Origin of the sequence: Streptomyces sp. NPDC094147, assembly GCF_044764265.1 — a bacterium.
GTDB lineage: Bacteria > Actinomycetota > Actinomycetes > Streptomycetales > Streptomycetaceae > Streptomyces.
Genome location: NZ_JBIWHT010000013.1, coordinates 98150 through 115052 on the forward strand (window position 1 = coordinate 98150; position 16903 = coordinate 115052).

The following is a 16903-nucleotide window of genomic DNA, read 5'->3' on the forward strand; positions in this document are numbered from 1 at the left end:
CCGGTCAGTCGGTGAAGACCGCGTCCAGGTAGACCCAGGCGCCGTCGACGCGCGTGAACCGGCTCTGCTCGTACAGGGAGCCGGCCTCGCCGCCGTCGGTGTAGTGCGCGCGGAACGTGACCGTGCCTGTGGTGTGGAAGGCGCTGCCGTCGGTGGTGTCCAGGATCTCCAGCCGGGTCCAGCGCATGCCGGGGTCGAAGTCGATGTTCTCCGGACGCGTGTCGGGATGCCAGGTGCGCAGCAGATACGGCCCGTCCTGGACGGCGAAGGCGCTGAACCGCGAACGCATCAGCGCCTCGGCGGTCGGGGCGGCGGCCGTGCCCGCGTGGTAGCGGCCGCAGCACTCGGCGTAGGCGGCGGGCAGCCCGCAGGGGCAGGACTTCGGGGCGGTGGGGCGTGCGGGACGCTTGGTGCGACGGGACATGCCTCTATCTGATCACAGGCCGCCGCCGCGCTCCTGCTCCGCGGCCCGCCGCGATGCCCCGCGGGCCGGCAGCGGAATCCGGTCGGCACTCGTTATCAGCCATACGTGGAGTTACCGCCGTTAACCGTTCGCCGACGACTCTACGGTGATCCCGATGCGCCCGAGGCGCAGCAACGCGAGCCACTGGGCAGGGAGTTGAGGCATGAAGCACAGGTTGGGCATTCTGGTCGCGGTCGGCGCCGTGACGCTGGGGGTGGCGGGCGCGGGGAGCGCGCAGGCGGATCCGGCGAGGCACGGCTGCCCCACGGCGGAGATCTTCGCCACCAACAACACCGCGATCATCACCGATCCGGCCGATCCCCGACTCAAGACCCGCCTGACGCGCTTCGACCACGAAGTGCGCGGGATCATCCACGCCAATGGCGCGCGGCCCGGCGCCTCGAAGCTCCTCGACGGCGTGTTCTGGTCCGGCGACCTGAAGCGGGCCACCTATGAGCGCTCGCGCGAGTTCGACGTCAACAAGGTCGGCCGGGACGGGCTGCACCACATCGCCGGTGTCATCGCCAAGCAGTACCACCAGGAGTCGGTGCTGACCTTCCGCTGCCTGCCGCGCACCTCGCCGGAGACCGACGCGGTCGAGGTCCAGGCCCCGGGGGTCTCCGCGACCAAGCTGCACGACGCGCTGCTGGCGAACCCCGAGGCCCGCGACGAGCTCGGCGGCGGCTCGGTCACGCTGGACGGCCGACTCGTCCTGATCGCCCCGATCGCCGATCTGCCGCTGGCCCAGAAGTTCACGAAGACCCTCGGCGTCGACTGGAACACGGCCCAAGTCCGTTACGGGAACGAGGAGTTCGTCTCGTAATCGCCGTTACTTGTGGGTCGAATCCGTCTTCCGCGTTGACGGAGGCGGCCGTATGCTCCTGCGCCGGACGTGACCGTTACCACCGGTAATAGGGAGCACTGTGGCGCGCACGGGCAGTACGAGACGGACCTTTGTCGCGGGTACGGCAGTGGCGGGCGCGGCGGCCGCCCTGGGAATCGAGGCGGGCACCGCCACGGCGGCCCCGAGAGCGGCGGCGGCCGGGCAGAGCGTCGCCGTGCTCGGCGGCGGGGTCGCCGGTCTGACCGCCGCCCACGAGCTGGCCGAGCGCGGATTCCGGGTCACGCTCTTCGAGCGCCGGGCGCTCGGCGGCAAGGCCCGCTCCATGGACGTACCGGACAGCGCGAAGGGCGGTCGCCGCCCGCTGCCCGCCGAGCACGGCTTCCGTTTCATCCCGGGCATCTACCACAACCTGCCGGACACGATGCGGCGGATCCCGTTCCCCGGCAATCCGCACGGCGTCTGGGACAACCTGGTCGCGCCCAAGGAGATGATGTTCGCGCGCACCGGGCAGGAGGACCTGCGGCTGCCGATGCCGGGCGCCGGGACGCCCCAGCCGCTCACGCTCGACGACATCCGCCGGGCCCTGACCGGGGTGCTCGGCACCTTCCAGCGGCTGCCGGCCGGCGAGGTCGCGTACTTCGTGGACCAGCTCGCGGTCTTCCTCACCAGCTGCCAGGAACGGCGCGACAACCAGTGGGAGAACACCCCGTGGTGGACGTTCACCCGGGCCGCCCAGATGAGCTACGACTACCAGCGCATCCTCGCCGTCGGGGTGACCCGCAACATCGTGGCGACCAAGGCGGAGGAGGCCAGCACCCGTACGGTGGGCAGCCTGCTGGAGGCCTTCGTGTTCAACGCGCTGGGCCGGGGCGCCGACGGCCCGCTGGACCGCATACTGAACGCACCGACCAACGAGGCGTGGATCGATCCCTGGGTGGCTCAACTCCGGTCACTGGGCGTGGAGTTCAAAGTCGGCTGGACCGTACGTGAAGTGACGTACGACGGCGGCAAAGTGACGGGTGTTCAGGTGGACGACGAGTCGGGCACGCCCCGTACCGTCACCGCGGACCACTACATATCGGCGCTTCCGGTGGAGCACGCGCGGCCCACCTGGAGTGCGGCGATGCGCGCGGCCGACCCGCAACTGGCGCGCTGCGACCAGCTGCGCACCGACTGGATGACGGGCATTCAGTTCTATCTGACCGAGCGGCCCGACACGGTGCACGGGCACCTCGACTGCATCGACTCGCAGTGGTCGCTGACCGCCATCGCCCAGGCCGAGCACTGGCCGCAGCACACCTTCGCCGCCGACTACGGCGACGGCACGGTCGCCGACTGCCTCTCGGTCGACATCTCCGAATGGGACAAACCCGGGATCCTGTACGGCAAGACGGCCAAGCAGTGCACCCGCGAGGAGGTCGCGCGCGAGGTGTGGGCGCAGCTGAAGGCCGCGCTCAACGACACCGGCAAGACCGTTCTGAGCGACTCCAAACTGCACTCCTGGTTCCTGGACCCGGGCGTTTCCGACATCGGGACGCCGAATCCGAGGAACGAGGACGAGCTGCTCATCCACCCCACGGGCACCTTCCACAACCGCCCGTCGGCCGGCACCAGGATCCCCAACTTCTATCTGGCGGGCGACTACGTGGCCGTCCCCATCGACCTGGCCACCATGGAGGGCGCCAACACCTCGGGCCGCCTCGCCGTCAACGCCCTTCTGGACCGGGCGGGTTCGACCGCTCCGCGCTGCACGGTCACCTCGCTGTACAGCGCGCCGGAGCTCGGCTTCCTGAAGGACACCGACCGGCTGCGCTACAGCCTCGGCCTGCCGAACGTCTTCGACGTGGGGTAGTGGTCGACGCAGCGGGGCCTGTGCCGGCGGCGGGGAACTCCACCGCCGACACGGGTGGCGCGGTGGCTGCGGCAGGGTCTGGGTGATGCGCCACGGCCTGGCGGGGCAGGTCGCCCCGCTCGAAGGTGTCTGTCTCCGGACGGCGTCGGATCCCGGTCAGCACGCGCGCCCGCGATGTGACCCGTAATCGTGCGTCTGTCGTGGACCGGTGCTTGACTGGGTTCGACGCCATTTCGGCGGATAGATCACGCACTGGTCTTCTCCGCGCACACCGCTCCGCGACCCGCCCAAAGTCAGCCCAGGGAGGCTGCTCATGCCCGTTGTCACCGGTCCGTACGCACCCGGCACCCCGTGCTGGGTCGACTTGATGGTTCCCGATCAGCAGGCGGCTCTCGACTTCTACCGTGACCTGTTCGGCTGGCAGGGAGAGGTCGGGCCGCCCGAGACCGGCGGCTACGCGGTCTGCACCCTGAACGGCAAGCCGGTCGCCGGGATCATGGCCGCGATGAACCCGGACGGCAGCAAGCCCGACCCGATGCCGCCGACCGTGTGGACCACCTACCTCGCCGCCGCCGACGTCGACGCCGCCGAGAAGGCCATCACCAGCAACGGCGGGCAGGTGATGATGCCGGCCATGGACGTGATGACGCTCGGCCGGATGACCGTCGCCAGCGACCCCACAGGAGCCGCCTTCGGCCTCTGGCAGGCCAAAGACTTCCCGGGCGCCGGCATCGTGAACGAGCCCAGCGCGGTCGTCTGGAACGATCTCAACACCAGCGACACCGACGTCGCCTCGTCCTTCTACTCGGCGGTGCTGGGCATCACCGCCGCCCCCATGGAAGGTGCGGACGGCTACTTCGCGCTCAACGTGAACGGCCGGACCGTCGGAGGCATGCAGGCCCTCTCCAACATCCCCGGCCTGCCGCCGGAGGCGCCCTCGCACTGGCTGACGTACTTCTCGGTCGACGACACCGACAGCACGGTCGATGCGCTGGTGCGGGCGGGCGGCAATGTCCTCAAGCCGCCGTTCGACATGATGGCGGGCCGGATGGCCGTCGTGCAGGACCCGCAGGGCGGAGTCTTCGCGGTCATCAACGCGACGGGGCCCGAGCCCACCTGACCCGGGCCAGTCTCGACGGGGGTCCGGGAGCCCCGGGGCCGCGCGCATCAGGCCCTCGTCGGCCAACGCGCGGCCCCCACGCCAACCGGTCAGTCGTGGGCCGGTAGTTGGCCGATCTGGTGGTCGGCCGCGTTCAGCGCCTCGTCGACGAGGCGTCGCAGATGCCCGTGGCGCAGGCCGTAGACCACCCGGCGCCCCTCCTTGCGGGTGGTGACAAGCCCGGCCAGCCGCAGCCGGGCCAGATGCTGACTGACCGAGGTGCGCGTCGCATCGCAGGACTCGGTCAGCGTCGAGACATCCGCTTCGCCCTGGCCCAGGCGCCGCAGAAGTGCCAGCCGGGTGCGGTCGGCGAGCAGGCCCAGCACCTCCACCGCCACCGCCAGGCGCTCGCCGTCATTCGGCTGTTGCGAAGCGTGCGCACCTGATAGGTGCATGCGTGCGTTCATACGCACATAATGGTCCCAGACAGGCACGAGGTCCAGCCCCGGCCGACCGGTTCCGAAAGGTGCGACGCCGCCATGCGCGAGGAGACCCATACCCATGCACCGCACGCCCACGACGAGGACGGTCACGGCGAGCGTCGGCACCGCCGTGACCCCGACGGGCATCAGCACCACCACCCCCACGGTGATCACGGCACCGGCCGGTGGGTGCGGATACGCCATCGGCTCGTGCACCTGGTCACCCCGCACAGTCACGAGGCCATGGACAAGGTCGACTCCGCGATGGAGACCTCCCGCGAGGGCATGCGCACCCTGTGGCTGTCGCTGGGCATCCTCGGCCTGACCACGCTCGTCCAGGCCGCGATCGTCGCGGTGTCCGGGTCGGTGGCGCTGCTGGGCGACACGGTCCACAACGCCGCCGACGCGCTGACCGCCGTGCCGCTGGGCATCGCGTTCGTCCTCGGGCGGCGCGCGGCGAACCGCCGCTACACCTACGGCTACGGCCGTGCCGAGGACCTGGCCGGCATCGCGATCGTGCTCACCATCGCCGCCTCCTCGGCGCTGGCCGCCTACGCCGCCGTCGACCGGCTGCTCAACCCGCGCGAGGTCAGCCACCTCGGGGCGGTCGCCGTCGCCGCGGTGGTCGGGTTCATCGGCAACGAGTGGGTGGCTCGCTACCGCATCCGCACCGGGAAGAGGATCGGTTCGGCGGCCCTGGTCGCCGACGGCCTGCACGCCCGCACCGACGGCTTCACTTCTCTGGCCGTCCTCCTGGGTGCCGGCGGCGCAGCGGTCGGCTGGCGCTGGGCGGACCCGGTGGTCGGCCTGCTGATCACCGCCGCCATCCTGATCGTACTCAAAGACGCCGCCCGCGCGGTCTGCCGACGCCTGATGGACTCCGTGGACCCGGCCCTGGTCGACGCGGCCGAGACCGCGCTGCGCGCGGTCGACGGCGTGCGCGATCTCGGCCAGGTACGGATGCGCTGGATCGGCCACGCCCTGCGCGCCGAGGCCGACATCGTCGTCGACGCCGAGCTGACCGTCGTCGCCGCCCACCAGGTGGCGGTCGCCGCCGAGCACGCCCTCATCCACGCCGTCCCACGACTGACCGCCGCCACCGTTCACACCGACCACCTGCCGCGCGGCACCGACCCGCACCGGGCCCTGGCCCACCACGGCGCATGACCCGCCGCGTGTGATCACGCCTTCTTCCGGGTCATCCGGGGTCGCGCCCGGCGCCTCAGGCCTTGCGGGCCACGCCCGAGTAGACGGGAATCGTCTCGTCGCCCTCGGCCGCGCTCTCGCCGAGCTCCGGGTGCCAGGCGGCGGCCGGGCCGACGCCCGGGGCCACCAGTTCTCGCCCGTCGAAGAACGCCGCGACCTCGGCCTGGCTGCGCGGCCGCAGGGTGACGCCGCCGCCCTTGTAGAGCTCGACGGCGCGGGCCGCGCGCTCCGGGTCGAAGTCGCCGGTGATCTGCGACAGGACCAGATAGCTGCCCGGCGCGAGGACACCGAGGAGGCGGTCGACGATCCCGTACACATCGTCGTCGTCGCCGATGAAGTGGGTCAGGGCGATCAGCGACAGCGCGACGGGACGGTCGAAGTCCAGGGTGGTGCAGGCGAGTTCCAGGATGCGGTCGACTTCGCGGAGGTCGGCCTGGATGTACTCGGTGACGCCCTCGGGGGCGGAGCGCAGCAGGGCCTCCGCGTGCCGCAGCACGATCGGGTCGTTGTCCGCGTACACGATCCGGGCGTCGGGCGCGGTGCGCTGGGCGACCTGGTGGAGGTTGGGCTCGGTGGGGATGCCGGTGCCGATGTCCAGGAACTGGCGTACGCCCTGCTCGGCGAGCCAGCGCGTCGCTCGGTGCATGAAGGCCCGGTTGACCCGCGCGATGTCCCGGCCGCGCGAATCCACCGCGAGCAGCCGCTCGGCCAGCGCCTCGTCGACCGGGTAGTTGTCCTTCCCGCCGAGGAACCAGTCGTACACCCGGGCCGGATGCGGCTTGCTGGTGTCGATCCGCGCGGCGGTACGGTCCTGCCCGGTCATGTGCGCTCCATGGGGGATGAACGTCGGTGAACAGGTGGCAGAGTCAAGGCAGTTGGGGGATCACATCAGCAAGAAGTCGGCCTGGCCGGACTTGGCGCCCTGGATGAAGGCGGCGATCTCACCGGGGGTGTAGATCAGCGCGGGGCCCTCCGGATCGGCGGACTGGCGCACCGCGACCCGGCCGTCGGCCAGCTTCATGGCCTCGAAGCAGTTGCCGCCGTTCCCGCCGCTCCACGGTTTGTGCCAGCCCTCGGCGCCGAGTTCGGCGGCGGGCATTCCGTTGTAGATGCGCCCGTCCGCCGGCCCGCCGTCGTATATGTGATCCATTCACAGCTCCTTGCGGAGATCCCGGAGGATCTCCTTCGTGCGTTGCGCAGTCGCGGCCTGAGCCGCCATGCGGTCCATGACCTCCAGGTGGGTGGCCACCTCGGGGCGCGCGTCGAGGTAGACGGCGCCGGTCAGGTACTCGCTGTAGACCATGTCCGGCAGTTCGGGCACGGCGAAGCGGAAGAGGACGAACGGGCCGTACGTCCCCGGATGGTGCCCGGAGGAGAACTCGGCCAGCTGCACGGTGACGTTGGGCAGCTTCGACGCCTCCAGGAGGCGGTCGATCTGGTCCCGCATCACCTGCGGCGAGCCGACCGGGCGGCGCAGCACCGTCTCGTCCATGACGACCCACAGGCGCGGGGCGCCGTCCCGGGTGAGCAGCGACTGGCGCTCCATGCGCAGCGCCACGTGCCGGTCCATGTCGGCCGCGCTGGTGGCGCCGAGCGCCCCGCTGCGCATGACGGCGCGGGCGTACTCCTCGGTCTGGAGCAGTCCGGGCACGAAGTGCGGCTCGTACGACCTGATCAGCGAGGCCGCGCCCTCCAGGCTGACGTACATGCTGAACCAGTCGGGCAGGATGTCGTGGAAGCGCTGCCACCAGCCCGGCTTGTTGGCCTCCTCCGTCAGGGCGACGAAACCTTCCGCCTCCTCGTCGCCGATGCCGTACGCCCTCAACAGCAGCACTACATAAGGGATTTTGAGGGAAACCTCGGCCATCTCCATGCGCCGGATGGTGGCCGGAGCGACCCGGAGCACCTTGGCCGCCTCCTCGCGCCTGAGGCCGGCCCGCTCACGCAGGTCCTGCAGGCGTCTGCCCAGCACGACCTGGCCCACGGTCGGGGCGGACCGGGGTTCACTCACTTCAGACCTCCCCACGCGCTGTCTGCGAGCAGTGTGCCATGTCGTTGCAGACAGGAGAACGGCACTCTGCAATTTTCAGAGTGCCTCTTGCCAAGTGTCCGCCGCGGGTACAAGGTAGGTCGGTGAACCAGTTCACACGCGGTCGTCATCCGCTGCCTTGGGGGAGGCCGCGTTCGACGCCGCCTCCCCACTGTGAGGATTCCGGTCGTGGCTCCTGGTAACGCGCTCACCCCCCAGCTCACTGGCGCATGCTCCGGGACCGCTGTCCGGCGACACGCCTTCGACGTGCCGGCCCGTACCGAGTCGGTCGCGGTGGCCCGGCGGCGCAGTACGGAGCTGCTGACCGGCTGGGGACATCACGAGGAGCTCCACGAGACCGCCGCCCTGGTGATCTCGGAGCTCGTCACCAACGCCGTCGTGCACACCATCGGCGACTACATACTGTGCGAACTCACCGATCTGCAAAGCCTGTTGCGCATCGCGGTCCGGGACCTGGGATGCGGCTCCGCGGGGCCGAGACTGTGCCATTCGGCCGACGAGGAGGAGCGCGGACGCGGGCTGCTGCTCGTGGACGCGGTGAGCAGCGCATGGGGCGCGCACGAGGCCCCGTACGGGCCCGGCCGGATCGTCTGGGCCGAGCTCGCGCACGACGGGCCGGGCCGGACGTGCTGAGAGAGAGACTTCCCTGGGGACCCCGGTCCGGGCGGCAGGGCCCGCGACCGGATGGGTCCGGAACCGCCGGGCCCCGTGGCCCCGTGCGCAGTGGGGGTGCGCACGGCGAGCTCGGGCCCGGCGGCTCCGCCGCGGTCACCGGCGGCATGCTGCTGCCGCCGGTGCTGCCCGCCGCGCTGGGCCGGGACGCGGTGGGTGTACCGGCTCTGCACGGCTTCCGGCTGCTGTCCCGGCTGCCCCGGTCCGGCTGCGTCTTCGCCTCCGCCGACTGGTGGTGGTGGATCGTTCCGGCCGGCTCCGACCAGGATCTGCCCTGGCCGCGACCGGTGCGGTACGCGCCCGGCGCGCTGGTCCCCGACGCGGACCGGCCCCGCCTGATCAACTACCCCGAGGGTTCGACGCCCTACACCCCGCCGATCCCGCTCTACCTGGTGGTCTGCCAGCTGACCGGGACGGCTCCGGCCTGGGCCTGAGGGCGCTGACTGGTGGGCCCGCCATGCCGGGGGCCTCCCGCCGTTGTCCCCCTCCGCCCGGTGAGCACGGGGCTCCGCCCCAGACCCCGCTTCTCAATGTCCCCCAACGGGCTGAATTTCTGCATTTCTGCGGCACCCGGGCTAATCCACCAGCAGACCGCCGGCCGCCTCGGCCAGGGCCTCCAGGACCGGGCGGAACAGCGGATGGCTCTCGGCTCCCCTGCGTACCGCCGCGAACACCCGGCGGGTCGCCGCCGGGCCCGCCACCGGGCGCACCACCGTGCCCTTCTGCTCCATGCCGCGCAGCGCGGAACGCGGTACGAGCGCCACCCCGGCGCCCGCGCCCGCCAGCGCCACCACCGCCCGGAAGTCGTCCGACGAGTGCACCAACTTGGGCTGGAATCCCGCGAGTTCACACGCCAGCAGCATCACGTCGTGGCAGGGATTGCCCGGATAGGGCCCGATCCAGTCGTCGTCGGCGAGCGCCGAGAGCGGTACGTCCGGGGACTGGGCGAGGGGGTGGTCCGCGTGCAGCACGGCGTCGAAGGGCTCGGCGTACAGCGGGACGCGGGACAGTCTGCTGTCGTCCTCCCGGGGCGCGCCCCGGTACTCGACGGCGAGGGCCAGATCAGCCTCGCCGTCCAGGACCAGGGGCAGCGCCTCGTCGCCCTCGGCGTCGCGGACCCGTACCCGGATCGCCGGGTGCGTCTCGCGCAGCCGCGCGATCGCGGGGGCCAGCACCTCCGCGATACCCGTGGCGAAGGCGGCCACTGTGACCTCTCCGGCCGCGCCGCCCGCGTAGTCGGCCAGCTCCGCCTCGGCCCGCTCCAGCTGGGCCAGGACCGCGTTGGCGTGTTCCAGGAGGATCTCGCCGGCGGCCGTGAGCCGCACCCCCTTGCCGCTGCGGGTGAGCAGCGTGTGCCCGGTCTCCTGTTCCAGCGCGGCGAGCTGCTGGGAGACGGCGGAGGGGGTCAGATACAGAGCTGCTGCCGCGGCGGTCACCGTGCGGTGGTCCGCCGCGGCGCGCAGGATGCGGAGCCGGCGGGGGTCGATCACTCCATCATTGTCGCCCGCGCGTCAGCCCTTCATCGCCGCCCTGGCGTCAGCTCTTCATCGCCGCCCTGGCGTCGACGAATGCCGCCACCGTCTTCTCGATGTCCTCGGTGGAGTGCGCGGCCGAGAGCTGCACGCGGATGCGGGCCTTGCCCATCGGGACCACCGGGTAGGAGAAGCCGATCACGTACACGCCGCGCTCCAGGAGCAGCTCGGCCATGCGGCCCGCCTCGGCCGCGTCGCCGATCATGACGGGGGCGATGGGGTGCTCCCCGGGCAGGATCTCGAAGCCCGCATCGGTCATCTTCGTACGGAAGAGGGCGGTGTTGGCGGCGAGCTTCTCGCGCAGGTCACCGGCCGATTCCAGGAGGTCGAGGACCTTGAGGGAGGCGGCGGCGATGACCGGGGCGAGCGAGTTCGAGAACAGGTACGGGCGGGAGCGCTGGCGCAGCAGGGCGACGATCTCGGCGCGGGCCGCGACATAGCCGCCGGATGCGCCGCCCAGCGCCTTGCCGAGGGTGCCGGTGATGATGTCGACGCGGTCGCTGACGCCGTGCAGGGCGGGGGTGCCCGCGCCGCCGGGGCCGGTGAAGCCGACGGCGTGCGAGTCGTCGACCATGACCATGGCGTCGTAGCGGTCGGCGAGGTCGCAGATCTCGTTCAGCGGCGCGATGTAGCCGTCCATGGAGAACACGCCGTCGGTGACGATCAGGCGGCGGCGCGCGCCGGACGCCTCCTTGAGCTTGGCCTCCAGGTCGGCCATGTCGCGGTTGGCGTAGCGGAAGCGGGCGGCCTTGGACAGGCGGATGCCGTCGATGATCGAGGCGTGGTTGAGGGCGTCGGAGATGACCGCGTCCTCGGCGTCGAGCAGGGTCTCGAAGACACCGCCGTTGGCGTCGAAGCAGGAGGAGTAGAGGATCGTGTCCTCCTGGCCGAGGAACGCCGACAGGCGGGCCTCCAGCTCCTTGTGGACGTCCTGGGTGCCGCAGATGAAGCGGACCGACGCCATGCCGTAGCCCCAGCGGTCCAGGGCGTCCTTGGCGGCGGAGACCACCTCGGGGTGGTCGGCGAGACCGAGGTAGTTGTTCGCGCAGAAGTTGAGTACGTCACCCGACGGCACGGAGACGGAGGCGCTCTGCGGGGTGGAGATCACGCGCTCGGGCTTGAAGAGCCCGGCTTCCTTGATCTCGTCGAGGGTCTTCTGGAGGTCGTCGCGGACGTTCGCGTACATGCGGGGTTGCTCCTAAAGCGGGCGGGAGGTCAGACGGGTCCGGTGGGCCTGCGGGGTGGTCAGGCCGTCCAGTCGAGGATGATCTTGCCGCTGCGGGCGGTCGCGGCCTCGTCGAACGCCGCGTCGAAGTCCTGGTAGCCGTACGAGCCGGTGATCACGGGGCTGAGGTCGAGGCCGCCCTCCAGGAGGACGGTCATCGAGTACCACGTCTCGAACATCTCGCGGCCGTAGATGCCCTTGACGGTGATCATCGAGGTGACGATCTTCGCCCAGTCCACGGCGAACTCCTTCGACGGCAGGCCGAGCATCGCGATGCGGCCGCCGTGCGTCATGTTCGCGACCATGTCGCGCATGGCCTCGGGCCGGCCCGACATCTCCAGACCGATGTCGAAGCCCTCCTTGAGACCGAGCTGGCGCTGGGCGTGGGCGATGTCGTGCTCGGCGACGTTGAGCGCGAGGGTGGCGCCCGCCTTGCGGGCGATCGCCAGGCGGGACTCGCTGACGTCGGTGATGACGACGTTGCGGGCACCGGCGTGCTTGGCGACGGCCGCCGCCATGATCCCGATCGGGCCCGCGCCGGTGATCAGCACGTCCTCGCCGACCAGCGGGAAGGACAGCGCGGTGTGCACGGCGTTGCCGAACGGGTCGAAGATCGCCGCGACGTCGAGGTCGACCTCGGTGCGATGCACCCACACGTTGGAGGCGGGCAGCGCCACGTACTCGGCGAAGGCACCGTTGCGCCCGACGCCGAGCCCGATCGTGGAGCGGCACAGGTGCCGGCGTCCGGCCAGGCAGTTGCGGCACTTGCCGCAGACCAGGTGGCCCTCGCCGCTGACGAGGTCGCCCACCGCGATGTCCTGGACGTCCGCGCCGATCGCGGCGACCTCGCCGACGAACTCGTGGCCCAGGATCAGCGGCGTCTTGACGGCGCCCTGCGCCCAGCCGTCCCAGGAGCGGATGTGCAGATCGGTGCCGCAGATGCCGGTGCGCAGGACCTTGATCAGCACATCGCCGGGCCCGGTCTCCGGCTCGGGTACGTCCATGAGCCACAGTCCGGGTTCGGCGTGCTGCTTGACAAGTGCCTTCATGGGCGCGGCTCCCGGCGTACGGAGAGGGGCGAACGGCCACGGATCGCGACCGGACGTGCTGGCTGACAGATCAGCACATGCGAGGGATACGGATGATCTGGCTGATTTGACTGATCACCAATGTGCCGAGACCGGGCCACCGAGTCCATCGAGGATTTCTTAAGCGGGCCAACAGCCGAGCTTCACGCGCGCCCCTCGCGCCCCTCGCGCCACACCTGCGAGCCTCGTGGATCGCCCCGTACAGCCGGGATGTCGGCCATCTGCAGATGCCCGCCCGTCACGGTGAAGCCCGGCGTGAGGCGCACGCCGGGGAGGCGGAGGAACAGCCAGATGGAGCAGTCACTGCCGGTCCGGTTCATCGAGGTCACCGGGGTTCGCAGGATCACCGGGCGCATGGTCACGGTGACGTTCGGTGGCGCGGGCCTCGCGGACTTCCGCCCCGCCGGCCCGGACGGCGGCGCGGGGGCTGAGGAGGCGGGTCACAGCAGGGGGGCGGCCTGACGCGCGTCGAGTTCCGCGCCTTCCGCATAGGCGCGCTCGTACGATGCCGGGTCGAGCACGGCGCGCAGCGCGGCCTCCGCACGGTGCCGGATCTCGGGCTCGGCGGGCAGCGGACGGAGGCCGAAGCTCTCGCGTCCGGAGGCGTTGCGGTCGTACGAGCCGAGCAGCCGGGCACCGTCCCGCGCGGCGCCGAGCTCCGCCTTCGCCCATGCGGCGGTGAGGAATTGACTGGTGATCAGGTTCGGGGCGACCAGACGGGCCTGGGCCTCCAGATGGCGTACCGCGGACCGGATCCGGTCCTGGGCATCGGCGTACTTTCCGTCCACGCAGTCCAGCCAGCCGTCCATCCCGGCGAGGAGCCCGCGGAAGAGATCGGGCGTCGCCCGGTCGAACTCCGCCTCCATCAGGCGAAGTTGCTCACGAGCCGGGCCTGTTCGGCCGGTCCGTCCGTAGTGCTGGGCAAGGAGCATCCGGGCGGTTCCGACGCCCTCGCCCGGAAACCGCCGCGATTCCTCGACGGCCTCCACGAGCAGCCGTTCCGCCTCGTCGCGCTCGACAGGCGTACGGGCCACCTCAAGCCGCACTGCGGCCAACCTCCCTTTGAAATCCGGCACTTGGGCATGTGCGCCGATGCCGGTGACGCTCTCCAGGGCCCGCTCGAAGACGGCGGCGGCCTCCTCGTACCGGCCTTCGCGCTCGTACGACTCCCCTCGCGCGGAGAGGGATTCCGCGACGGCCCACGGGTCGCCGACGCGCTCGAAGAGCGCGAGGGCGTCGTCGGCGTCGCGGCCGCCGAGGAGTTTCGCGCGGAGCAGCAGGGTGAAGGCGAGGCTCCAGGGGTCGCCGTGCGTCCGGGCGTCCGCGACCATCCGGTCCACGACCTGGTCGAACCCGCTGAACTCGCCGGTCAGCAGGCGGGCGAAGTACCAGACGGAGCCGGGCTGCCGACTGTTCTGCGGCAGCCCTGGCCGGTAGGCGGCGACGACCCGGCGCAGATACGCCACGGTCTCGGGGCTGTCGAACTGGGCGCCCTGCCCGCTGCCGGCCGCGAACATCATCAGCCGCACCCCGCGCCGCGCCTCCCAGAGCTGCTCGTCGGACCACGGCGGCGGGCTGTCCGTGCACCGTTCGGCGAGGGGGACGGCGGGCCGTACGGGTCCGGCGAAGGGGTCGGGGCCGAGCGCGGCGACGGCACTGGACCAGCCGCGCGCGTCTGCCTGGTGCCCGCGCAGCTGCCAGAACCAGGCCATGGCGAGGGTCAGGCACAGGGCATCCTGTTCATACTCTCGCTCAACTGCCGTTCGCAGAGCGGCTCTTACGTTGTCGTGCTCGGTCTCGAAGCGTTCCATGACCTCACGCTGACGCGGGCCGCGCAGCGCGGGCTCGCCGGTGCGGGCGAGTTCGCGGTACGCGGCGAGATGCCGCAGCTCGGCCGCCGCCCGCTCCCCCGCCTCGTCGAGCCGCTCGGCAGCGTACTCCGCCACGGTCTCAAGGAGTCGGTACCGCATGGCGCCGTCGCCTCCGGGCGCCGCGACGACGAGCGACTTGTCGACCAGGGAGCCGAGCAGGTCCAGGACATCAGGTTCGGGGACGGTGGCGCTCGCGCCGCCGGAGGGCAGAGCGGTCGCGCTCTCACCTGCCACCTCGGGGTCCGCGCAGACGGCCTCCGCCTGCGGCACGGCGAAGCCGCCCGCGAAGACGGCCAGGCGCCGGAGTACGGCTCGTTCCGGGGCGTCGAGCAGATCCCAGGACCAGTCGACCACCGCGCGGAGCGTCTGCTGTCGCGGTTGCAGGGTCCTGCTGGTCCGGGGGCCGGTGTTGAGCAGCCGGAAGCGGTCGTCAAGACGGTCCGCGATCTGGCGCGGGGTGAGCATACGGAGCCGTGCGGCGGCGAGTTCGAGGGCGAGGGGCAGCCCGTCCAGACGTCGGCAGATCTCGGCCACCGCGTCCGGGTCGTCATCGGCCCTGAAGTCCGGCCGGGCCGCGGCGCCGCGCTGCCCGAACAGCCGGAGAGCGCTCTCGTGCGGCAACGGTCCGACCGCCCTCACCCGCTCCCCCGGCACGCCGAGCGGCTCCCGGCTGGTCGCGAGCACGGTGACACCCGGGCAGCTGGTGAGGAGTTCCTGCACCAACTCGGCTGCCGCGCCGACGACTTGCTCGCAGTTGTCGAGCACGATCAACGCGCGGAGCCGTCCGCAGTGGGCCAGCAGCTGGGCGAGCGGAGCACGGGGCGCCGCCTCCGCGGGGCCGCCGAGCCGCGTCTCGCGGGCACCCAGCGCGGTGAGTACGGCCTCGGGCAGACTCTCCGCGTCCCGTACGGGGGCGAGCCCGACCAGCCACACCCCGTCGTCCCACTGCGCGGCCACCGCGTCGGCCGCCTCCACCGCCAGCCGCGTCTTGCCCGCGCCGCCCGGCCCGGTGAGCGTGACCAGGCGGGCCCGGTCCAGCTCGTCGTGGAGCGCACGTACCTCGGACTCCCGACCGACGAAGGAGGTGAGCCGCGACCGAAGGTTGCCGGACGGACGCCGCCTTGAGACCCGCGGGGCCGTGGCGGCGCTCTCGGCGAGCCGCTCCGGGTGGAGCAACTCCGCGTGCAGGGCGAGCAGTTCCGGCCCGGGGCCCGTCCCCAGGCGCTCCGAGAGCGCTTCCCGTACGGATTCGTAGGCGGCGAGGGCCTCGGCCGGGCGGCCGGCCGCCCGCAACGCGCGGATGCGGAGCGCCTGGAGCGGCTCGTCGAGCGGGGCGGCGTCGGCCAGTGCGGAGAGCTCGCCGAGAGTGCTCCCGGCGCGCCCCAGCTCCACCTCTGCCGCGATCCGGTGACGGCGCGCGTCGGCATGATGGCGCTCGGCCCGCACCACGAGCGGGTCCCCGTCCCGTGCCGGAAGCTCGGCCAGCACGGGCCCGCGCCACAGCGCGAGGGCATCGTGCAGCAGCCCCGACGCCCTCTCCGGGTCTCCGGCGGCCAGCGCCGTCGCACCCTCGGCCGCGAGACGCTCGAAGCGGAAGAGGTCGATCTCGTCGGGCCGGGCGGCCAGCCGGTAGCCGCCCGGCACTGACTCCACCGCTTCCCGCCCGAGCGCCCGACGCAATCGCCCCACCAGGGCCTGCATCGCCGCGACCTCGTCGGCGGGCGGCGCGTCCCCTTCGCCCCACACCTGGGCGACCAGCGCCGACTGCGGCACCGCGCGCCCCGCGCCCGTCGCCAGCGCGGCGAGGAGCGCTCTCAGCCGGGCTCCGCCGAGCGGCACTTCACTGCCGTCGGGGCGCACGGCCTGCGTCGGTCCGAGTACGCGGTAGCGGAGCATCACCCGCCCATTCTCCCCGTTCGCGGGCCCGGCTCGGGCGCGGAGCCCGGCCCGCGCAAGACCGGTACCCGCGCGGAGGCGGCCGACCCCCTTGGCTATCGTGTCCGCACCACAACGAGGGGATGGCGGGCGTGGAGCTGGGAGGTGGCGGAGCGATGGGTCCCGGCGTCCGGCGCATACGGGTGCCGGTCGGGGACGACGCCGCCCGCTGGGCGACCCGCGGCCGCTGCCGACGCGTGCTGTTCGTGGTGCACAACGTGACCTCCGCGACCCGGCTGCTCGATGTGCTGCCCCTCTTCCACGACGACCTCCGGATCCAGCTCCTGGCCACCTGTACCGGTTCGTCGGCGTTCGAGGACGGAGTGGCGGCCCTGCTCGCGGAGACCGGGGTGCCGGTGCTCCCCTGGGAGCAGGCCGCCGAAACGAAGGTCGACCTGGCGATCACCGCCAGCCTGGGCGGCCAACTCCACCGCATATCAGGCAAGTTGGCCCTGCTCTCACACGGCGTTGGCTACAATAAAGGGCTGCGGACAGCCGGACAGCCGGACAGCCGGACAGCCGGACAGCCGGACAGCCGGACAGCCGGACAGCCGGACAGCCGGACAGCCGGACAGCCGGACAGC

General features: G+C 71.8%; 16 protein-coding genes and 1 pseudogene. 7 read left to right on the forward strand and 10 right to left on the reverse strand.

Annotated features, from left to right (window positions below; all coding sequences use genetic code 11):
- Positions 1 to 4: 4 nt before the first annotated feature.
- Positions 5 to 424, reverse strand: coding sequence for a YchJ family protein (locus ACIQ8J_RS20655; protein WP_403273636.1), 420 nt, complete (start codon positions 422 to 424; stop codon positions 5 to 7).
- A 202-nt stretch (positions 425 to 626) separates the two neighbouring features.
- Here ACIQ8J_RS20655 and ACIQ8J_RS20660 point away from each other — a divergent pair, with 202 nt between their 5' ends.
- From ACIQ8J_RS20660 to ACIQ8J_RS20670, 3 genes are all read left to right on the forward strand, one after another.
- The gene (locus tag ACIQ8J_RS20660; RefSeq protein WP_403273634.1) at positions 627 to 1286 is read left to right on the forward strand and encodes a hypothetical protein; all 660 of its coding nucleotides are present in this window, start codon (positions 627 to 629) and stop codon (positions 1284 to 1286) included.
- Between the two features lie 100 nt (positions 1287 to 1386).
- Positions 1387 to 3159: an FAD-dependent oxidoreductase gene (locus ACIQ8J_RS20665; RefSeq protein ID WP_403273633.1), complete on the forward strand. Its 1773-nt coding sequence runs from the start codon at positions 1387 to 1389 to the stop codon at positions 3157 to 3159.
- Positions 3160 to 3472: 313 nt separating this feature from the next.
- A complete protein-coding gene (locus tag ACIQ8J_RS20670; RefSeq protein WP_403273632.1) occupies positions 3473 to 4279 on the forward strand; it encodes a VOC family protein in 807 nt (268 codons plus the stop codon).
- 89 nt (positions 4280 to 4368) lie between these two features.
- Here the strand turns inward: ACIQ8J_RS20670 and ACIQ8J_RS20675 are convergent, their stop codons facing one another.
- Positions 4369 to 4713: an ArsR/SmtB family transcription factor gene (locus ACIQ8J_RS20675; RefSeq protein WP_403273827.1), complete on the reverse strand. Its 345-nt coding sequence runs from the start codon at positions 4711 to 4713 to the stop codon at positions 4369 to 4371.
- Positions 4714 to 4797: 84 nt separating this feature from the next.
- On the opposite strand from ACIQ8J_RS20675, the gene ACIQ8J_RS20680 reads away from it, so the two are divergent.
- Entirely contained in the window at positions 4798 to 5907 is a 1110-nt protein-coding gene (locus ACIQ8J_RS20680; RefSeq protein WP_403273630.1) for a cation diffusion facilitator family transporter, read from the forward strand.
- Positions 5908 to 5962: 55 nt separating this feature from the next.
- Here ACIQ8J_RS20680 and ACIQ8J_RS20685 read toward each other — a convergent pair whose 3' ends face one another.
- From ACIQ8J_RS20685 to ACIQ8J_RS20695, 3 genes are read right to left on the reverse strand one after another with little or no spacing between them, the layout of a single operon-like run.
- Positions 5963 to 6769: an SAM-dependent methyltransferase gene (locus ACIQ8J_RS20685; protein WP_403273628.1), complete on the reverse strand. Its 807-nt coding sequence runs from the start codon at positions 6767 to 6769 to the stop codon at positions 5963 to 5965.
- 60 nt (positions 6770 to 6829) lie between these two features.
- Positions 6830 to 7096: a DUF397 domain-containing protein gene (locus tag ACIQ8J_RS20690; protein WP_403273627.1), complete on the reverse strand. Its 267-nt coding sequence runs from the start codon at positions 7094 to 7096 to the stop codon at positions 6830 to 6832.
- Positions 7097 to 7957, reverse strand: coding sequence for a helix-turn-helix domain-containing protein (locus ACIQ8J_RS20695; protein WP_403273626.1), 861 nt, complete (start codon positions 7955 to 7957; stop codon positions 7097 to 7099). It lies immediately after the preceding gene.
- 285 nt (positions 7958 to 8242) lie between these two features.
- Between ACIQ8J_RS20695 and ACIQ8J_RS20700 the strand changes: the two genes are divergently transcribed.
- Together ACIQ8J_RS20700 and ACIQ8J_RS20705 are read left to right on the forward strand one after the other, a co-directional pair.
- Complete coding sequence (locus ACIQ8J_RS20700) at positions 8243 to 8629, forward strand: ATP-binding protein (protein WP_403273625.1); 387 nt, start codon at positions 8243 to 8245, stop codon at positions 8627 to 8629.
- A gap of 146 nt (positions 8630 to 8775) precedes the next feature.
- Positions 8776 to 9102, forward strand: a complete 327-nt coding sequence (locus ACIQ8J_RS20705; RefSeq protein ID WP_403273825.1) for a hypothetical protein — start codon at positions 8776 to 8778, stop codon at positions 9100 to 9102.
- 141 nt (positions 9103 to 9243) lie between these two features.
- Here the strand turns inward: ACIQ8J_RS20705 and ACIQ8J_RS20710 are convergent, their stop codons facing one another.
- From ACIQ8J_RS20710 to ACIQ8J_RS20730, 5 genes are all read right to left on the reverse strand, one after another.
- Entirely contained in the window at positions 9244 to 10158 is a 915-nt protein-coding gene (locus ACIQ8J_RS20710) for a LysR family transcriptional regulator (protein WP_403273624.1), read from the reverse strand.
- A gap of 46 nt (positions 10159 to 10204) precedes the next feature.
- The gene (locus tag ACIQ8J_RS20715) at positions 10205 to 11386 is read right to left on the reverse strand and encodes a glycine C-acetyltransferase (protein ID WP_403273623.1); all 1182 of its coding nucleotides are present in this window, start codon (positions 11384 to 11386) and stop codon (positions 10205 to 10207) included.
- 59 nt (positions 11387 to 11445) lie between these two features.
- Positions 11446 to 12474 carry an L-threonine 3-dehydrogenase gene (tdh, locus tag ACIQ8J_RS20720; RefSeq protein ID WP_403273620.1) on the reverse strand — a complete coding sequence of 343 codons (1029 nt, stop codon included), beginning with the start codon at positions 12472 to 12474 and terminating at the stop codon, positions 11446 to 11448.
- 182 nt (positions 12475 to 12656) lie between these two features.
- Complete coding sequence (locus ACIQ8J_RS20725; protein WP_403273619.1) at positions 12657 to 12860, reverse strand: hypothetical protein; 204 nt, start codon at positions 12858 to 12860, stop codon at positions 12657 to 12659.
- A 93-nt stretch (positions 12861 to 12953) separates the two neighbouring features.
- Positions 12954 to 16280 (reverse strand): AfsR/SARP family transcriptional regulator, encoded by a 3327-nt coding sequence (locus ACIQ8J_RS20730; RefSeq protein WP_403273618.1) that lies wholly within the window; start codon positions 16278 to 16280, stop codon positions 12954 to 12956.
- A gap of 155 nt (positions 16281 to 16435) precedes the next feature.
- On the opposite strand from ACIQ8J_RS20730, the pseudogene ACIQ8J_RS20735 reads away from it, so the two are divergent.
- Positions 16436 to 16903 (forward strand): annotated as a pseudogene (locus ACIQ8J_RS20735) (hypothetical protein); the annotation flags it as partial.

What these genes read in the sequence shown, in the direction of transcription:
- ACIQ8J_RS20690 (WP_403273627.1), bottom strand. Translation starts at nt 7,096, where the DNA reads ATGGATCACATATACGACGGCGGGCCGGCGGACGGGCGCATCTACAAC.
- ACIQ8J_RS20685 (WP_403273628.1), bottom strand. Translation starts at nt 6,769, where the DNA reads ATGACCGGGCAGGACCGTACCGCCGCGCGGATCGACACCAGCAAGCCG.
- ACIQ8J_RS20675 (WP_403273827.1), bottom strand. Translation starts at nt 4,713, where the DNA reads ATGCACCTATCAGGTGCGCACGCTTCGCAACAGCCGAATGACGGCGAG.
- ACIQ8J_RS20660 (WP_403273634.1), top strand. Translation starts at nt 627, where the DNA reads ATGAAGCACAGGTTGGGCATTCTGGTCGCGGTCGGCGCCGTGACGCTG.
- ACIQ8J_RS20705 (WP_403273825.1), top strand. Translation starts at nt 8,776, where the DNA reads ATGCTGCTGCCGCCGGTGCTGCCCGCCGCGCTGGGCCGGGACGCGGTG.
- ACIQ8J_RS20655 (WP_403273636.1), bottom strand. Translation starts at nt 424, where the DNA reads ATGTCCCGTCGCACCAAGCGTCCCGCACGCCCCACCGCCCCGAAGTCC.
- ACIQ8J_RS20715 (WP_403273623.1), bottom strand. Translation starts at nt 11,386, where the DNA reads ATGTACGCGAACGTCCGCGACGACCTCCAGAAGACCCTCGACGAGATC.
- ACIQ8J_RS20670 (WP_403273632.1), top strand. Translation starts at nt 3,473, where the DNA reads ATGCCCGTTGTCACCGGTCCGTACGCACCCGGCACCCCGTGCTGGGTC.
- ACIQ8J_RS20730 (WP_403273618.1), bottom strand. Translation starts at nt 16,280, where the DNA reads ATGCTCCGCTACCGCGTACTCGGACCGACGCAGGCCGTGCGCCCCGAC.
- tdh (WP_403273620.1), bottom strand. Translation starts at nt 12,474, where the DNA reads ATGAAGGCACTTGTCAAGCAGCACGCCGAACCCGGACTGTGGCTCATG.
- ACIQ8J_RS20680 (WP_403273630.1), top strand. Translation starts at nt 4,798, where the DNA reads ATGCGCGAGGAGACCCATACCCATGCACCGCACGCCCACGACGAGGAC.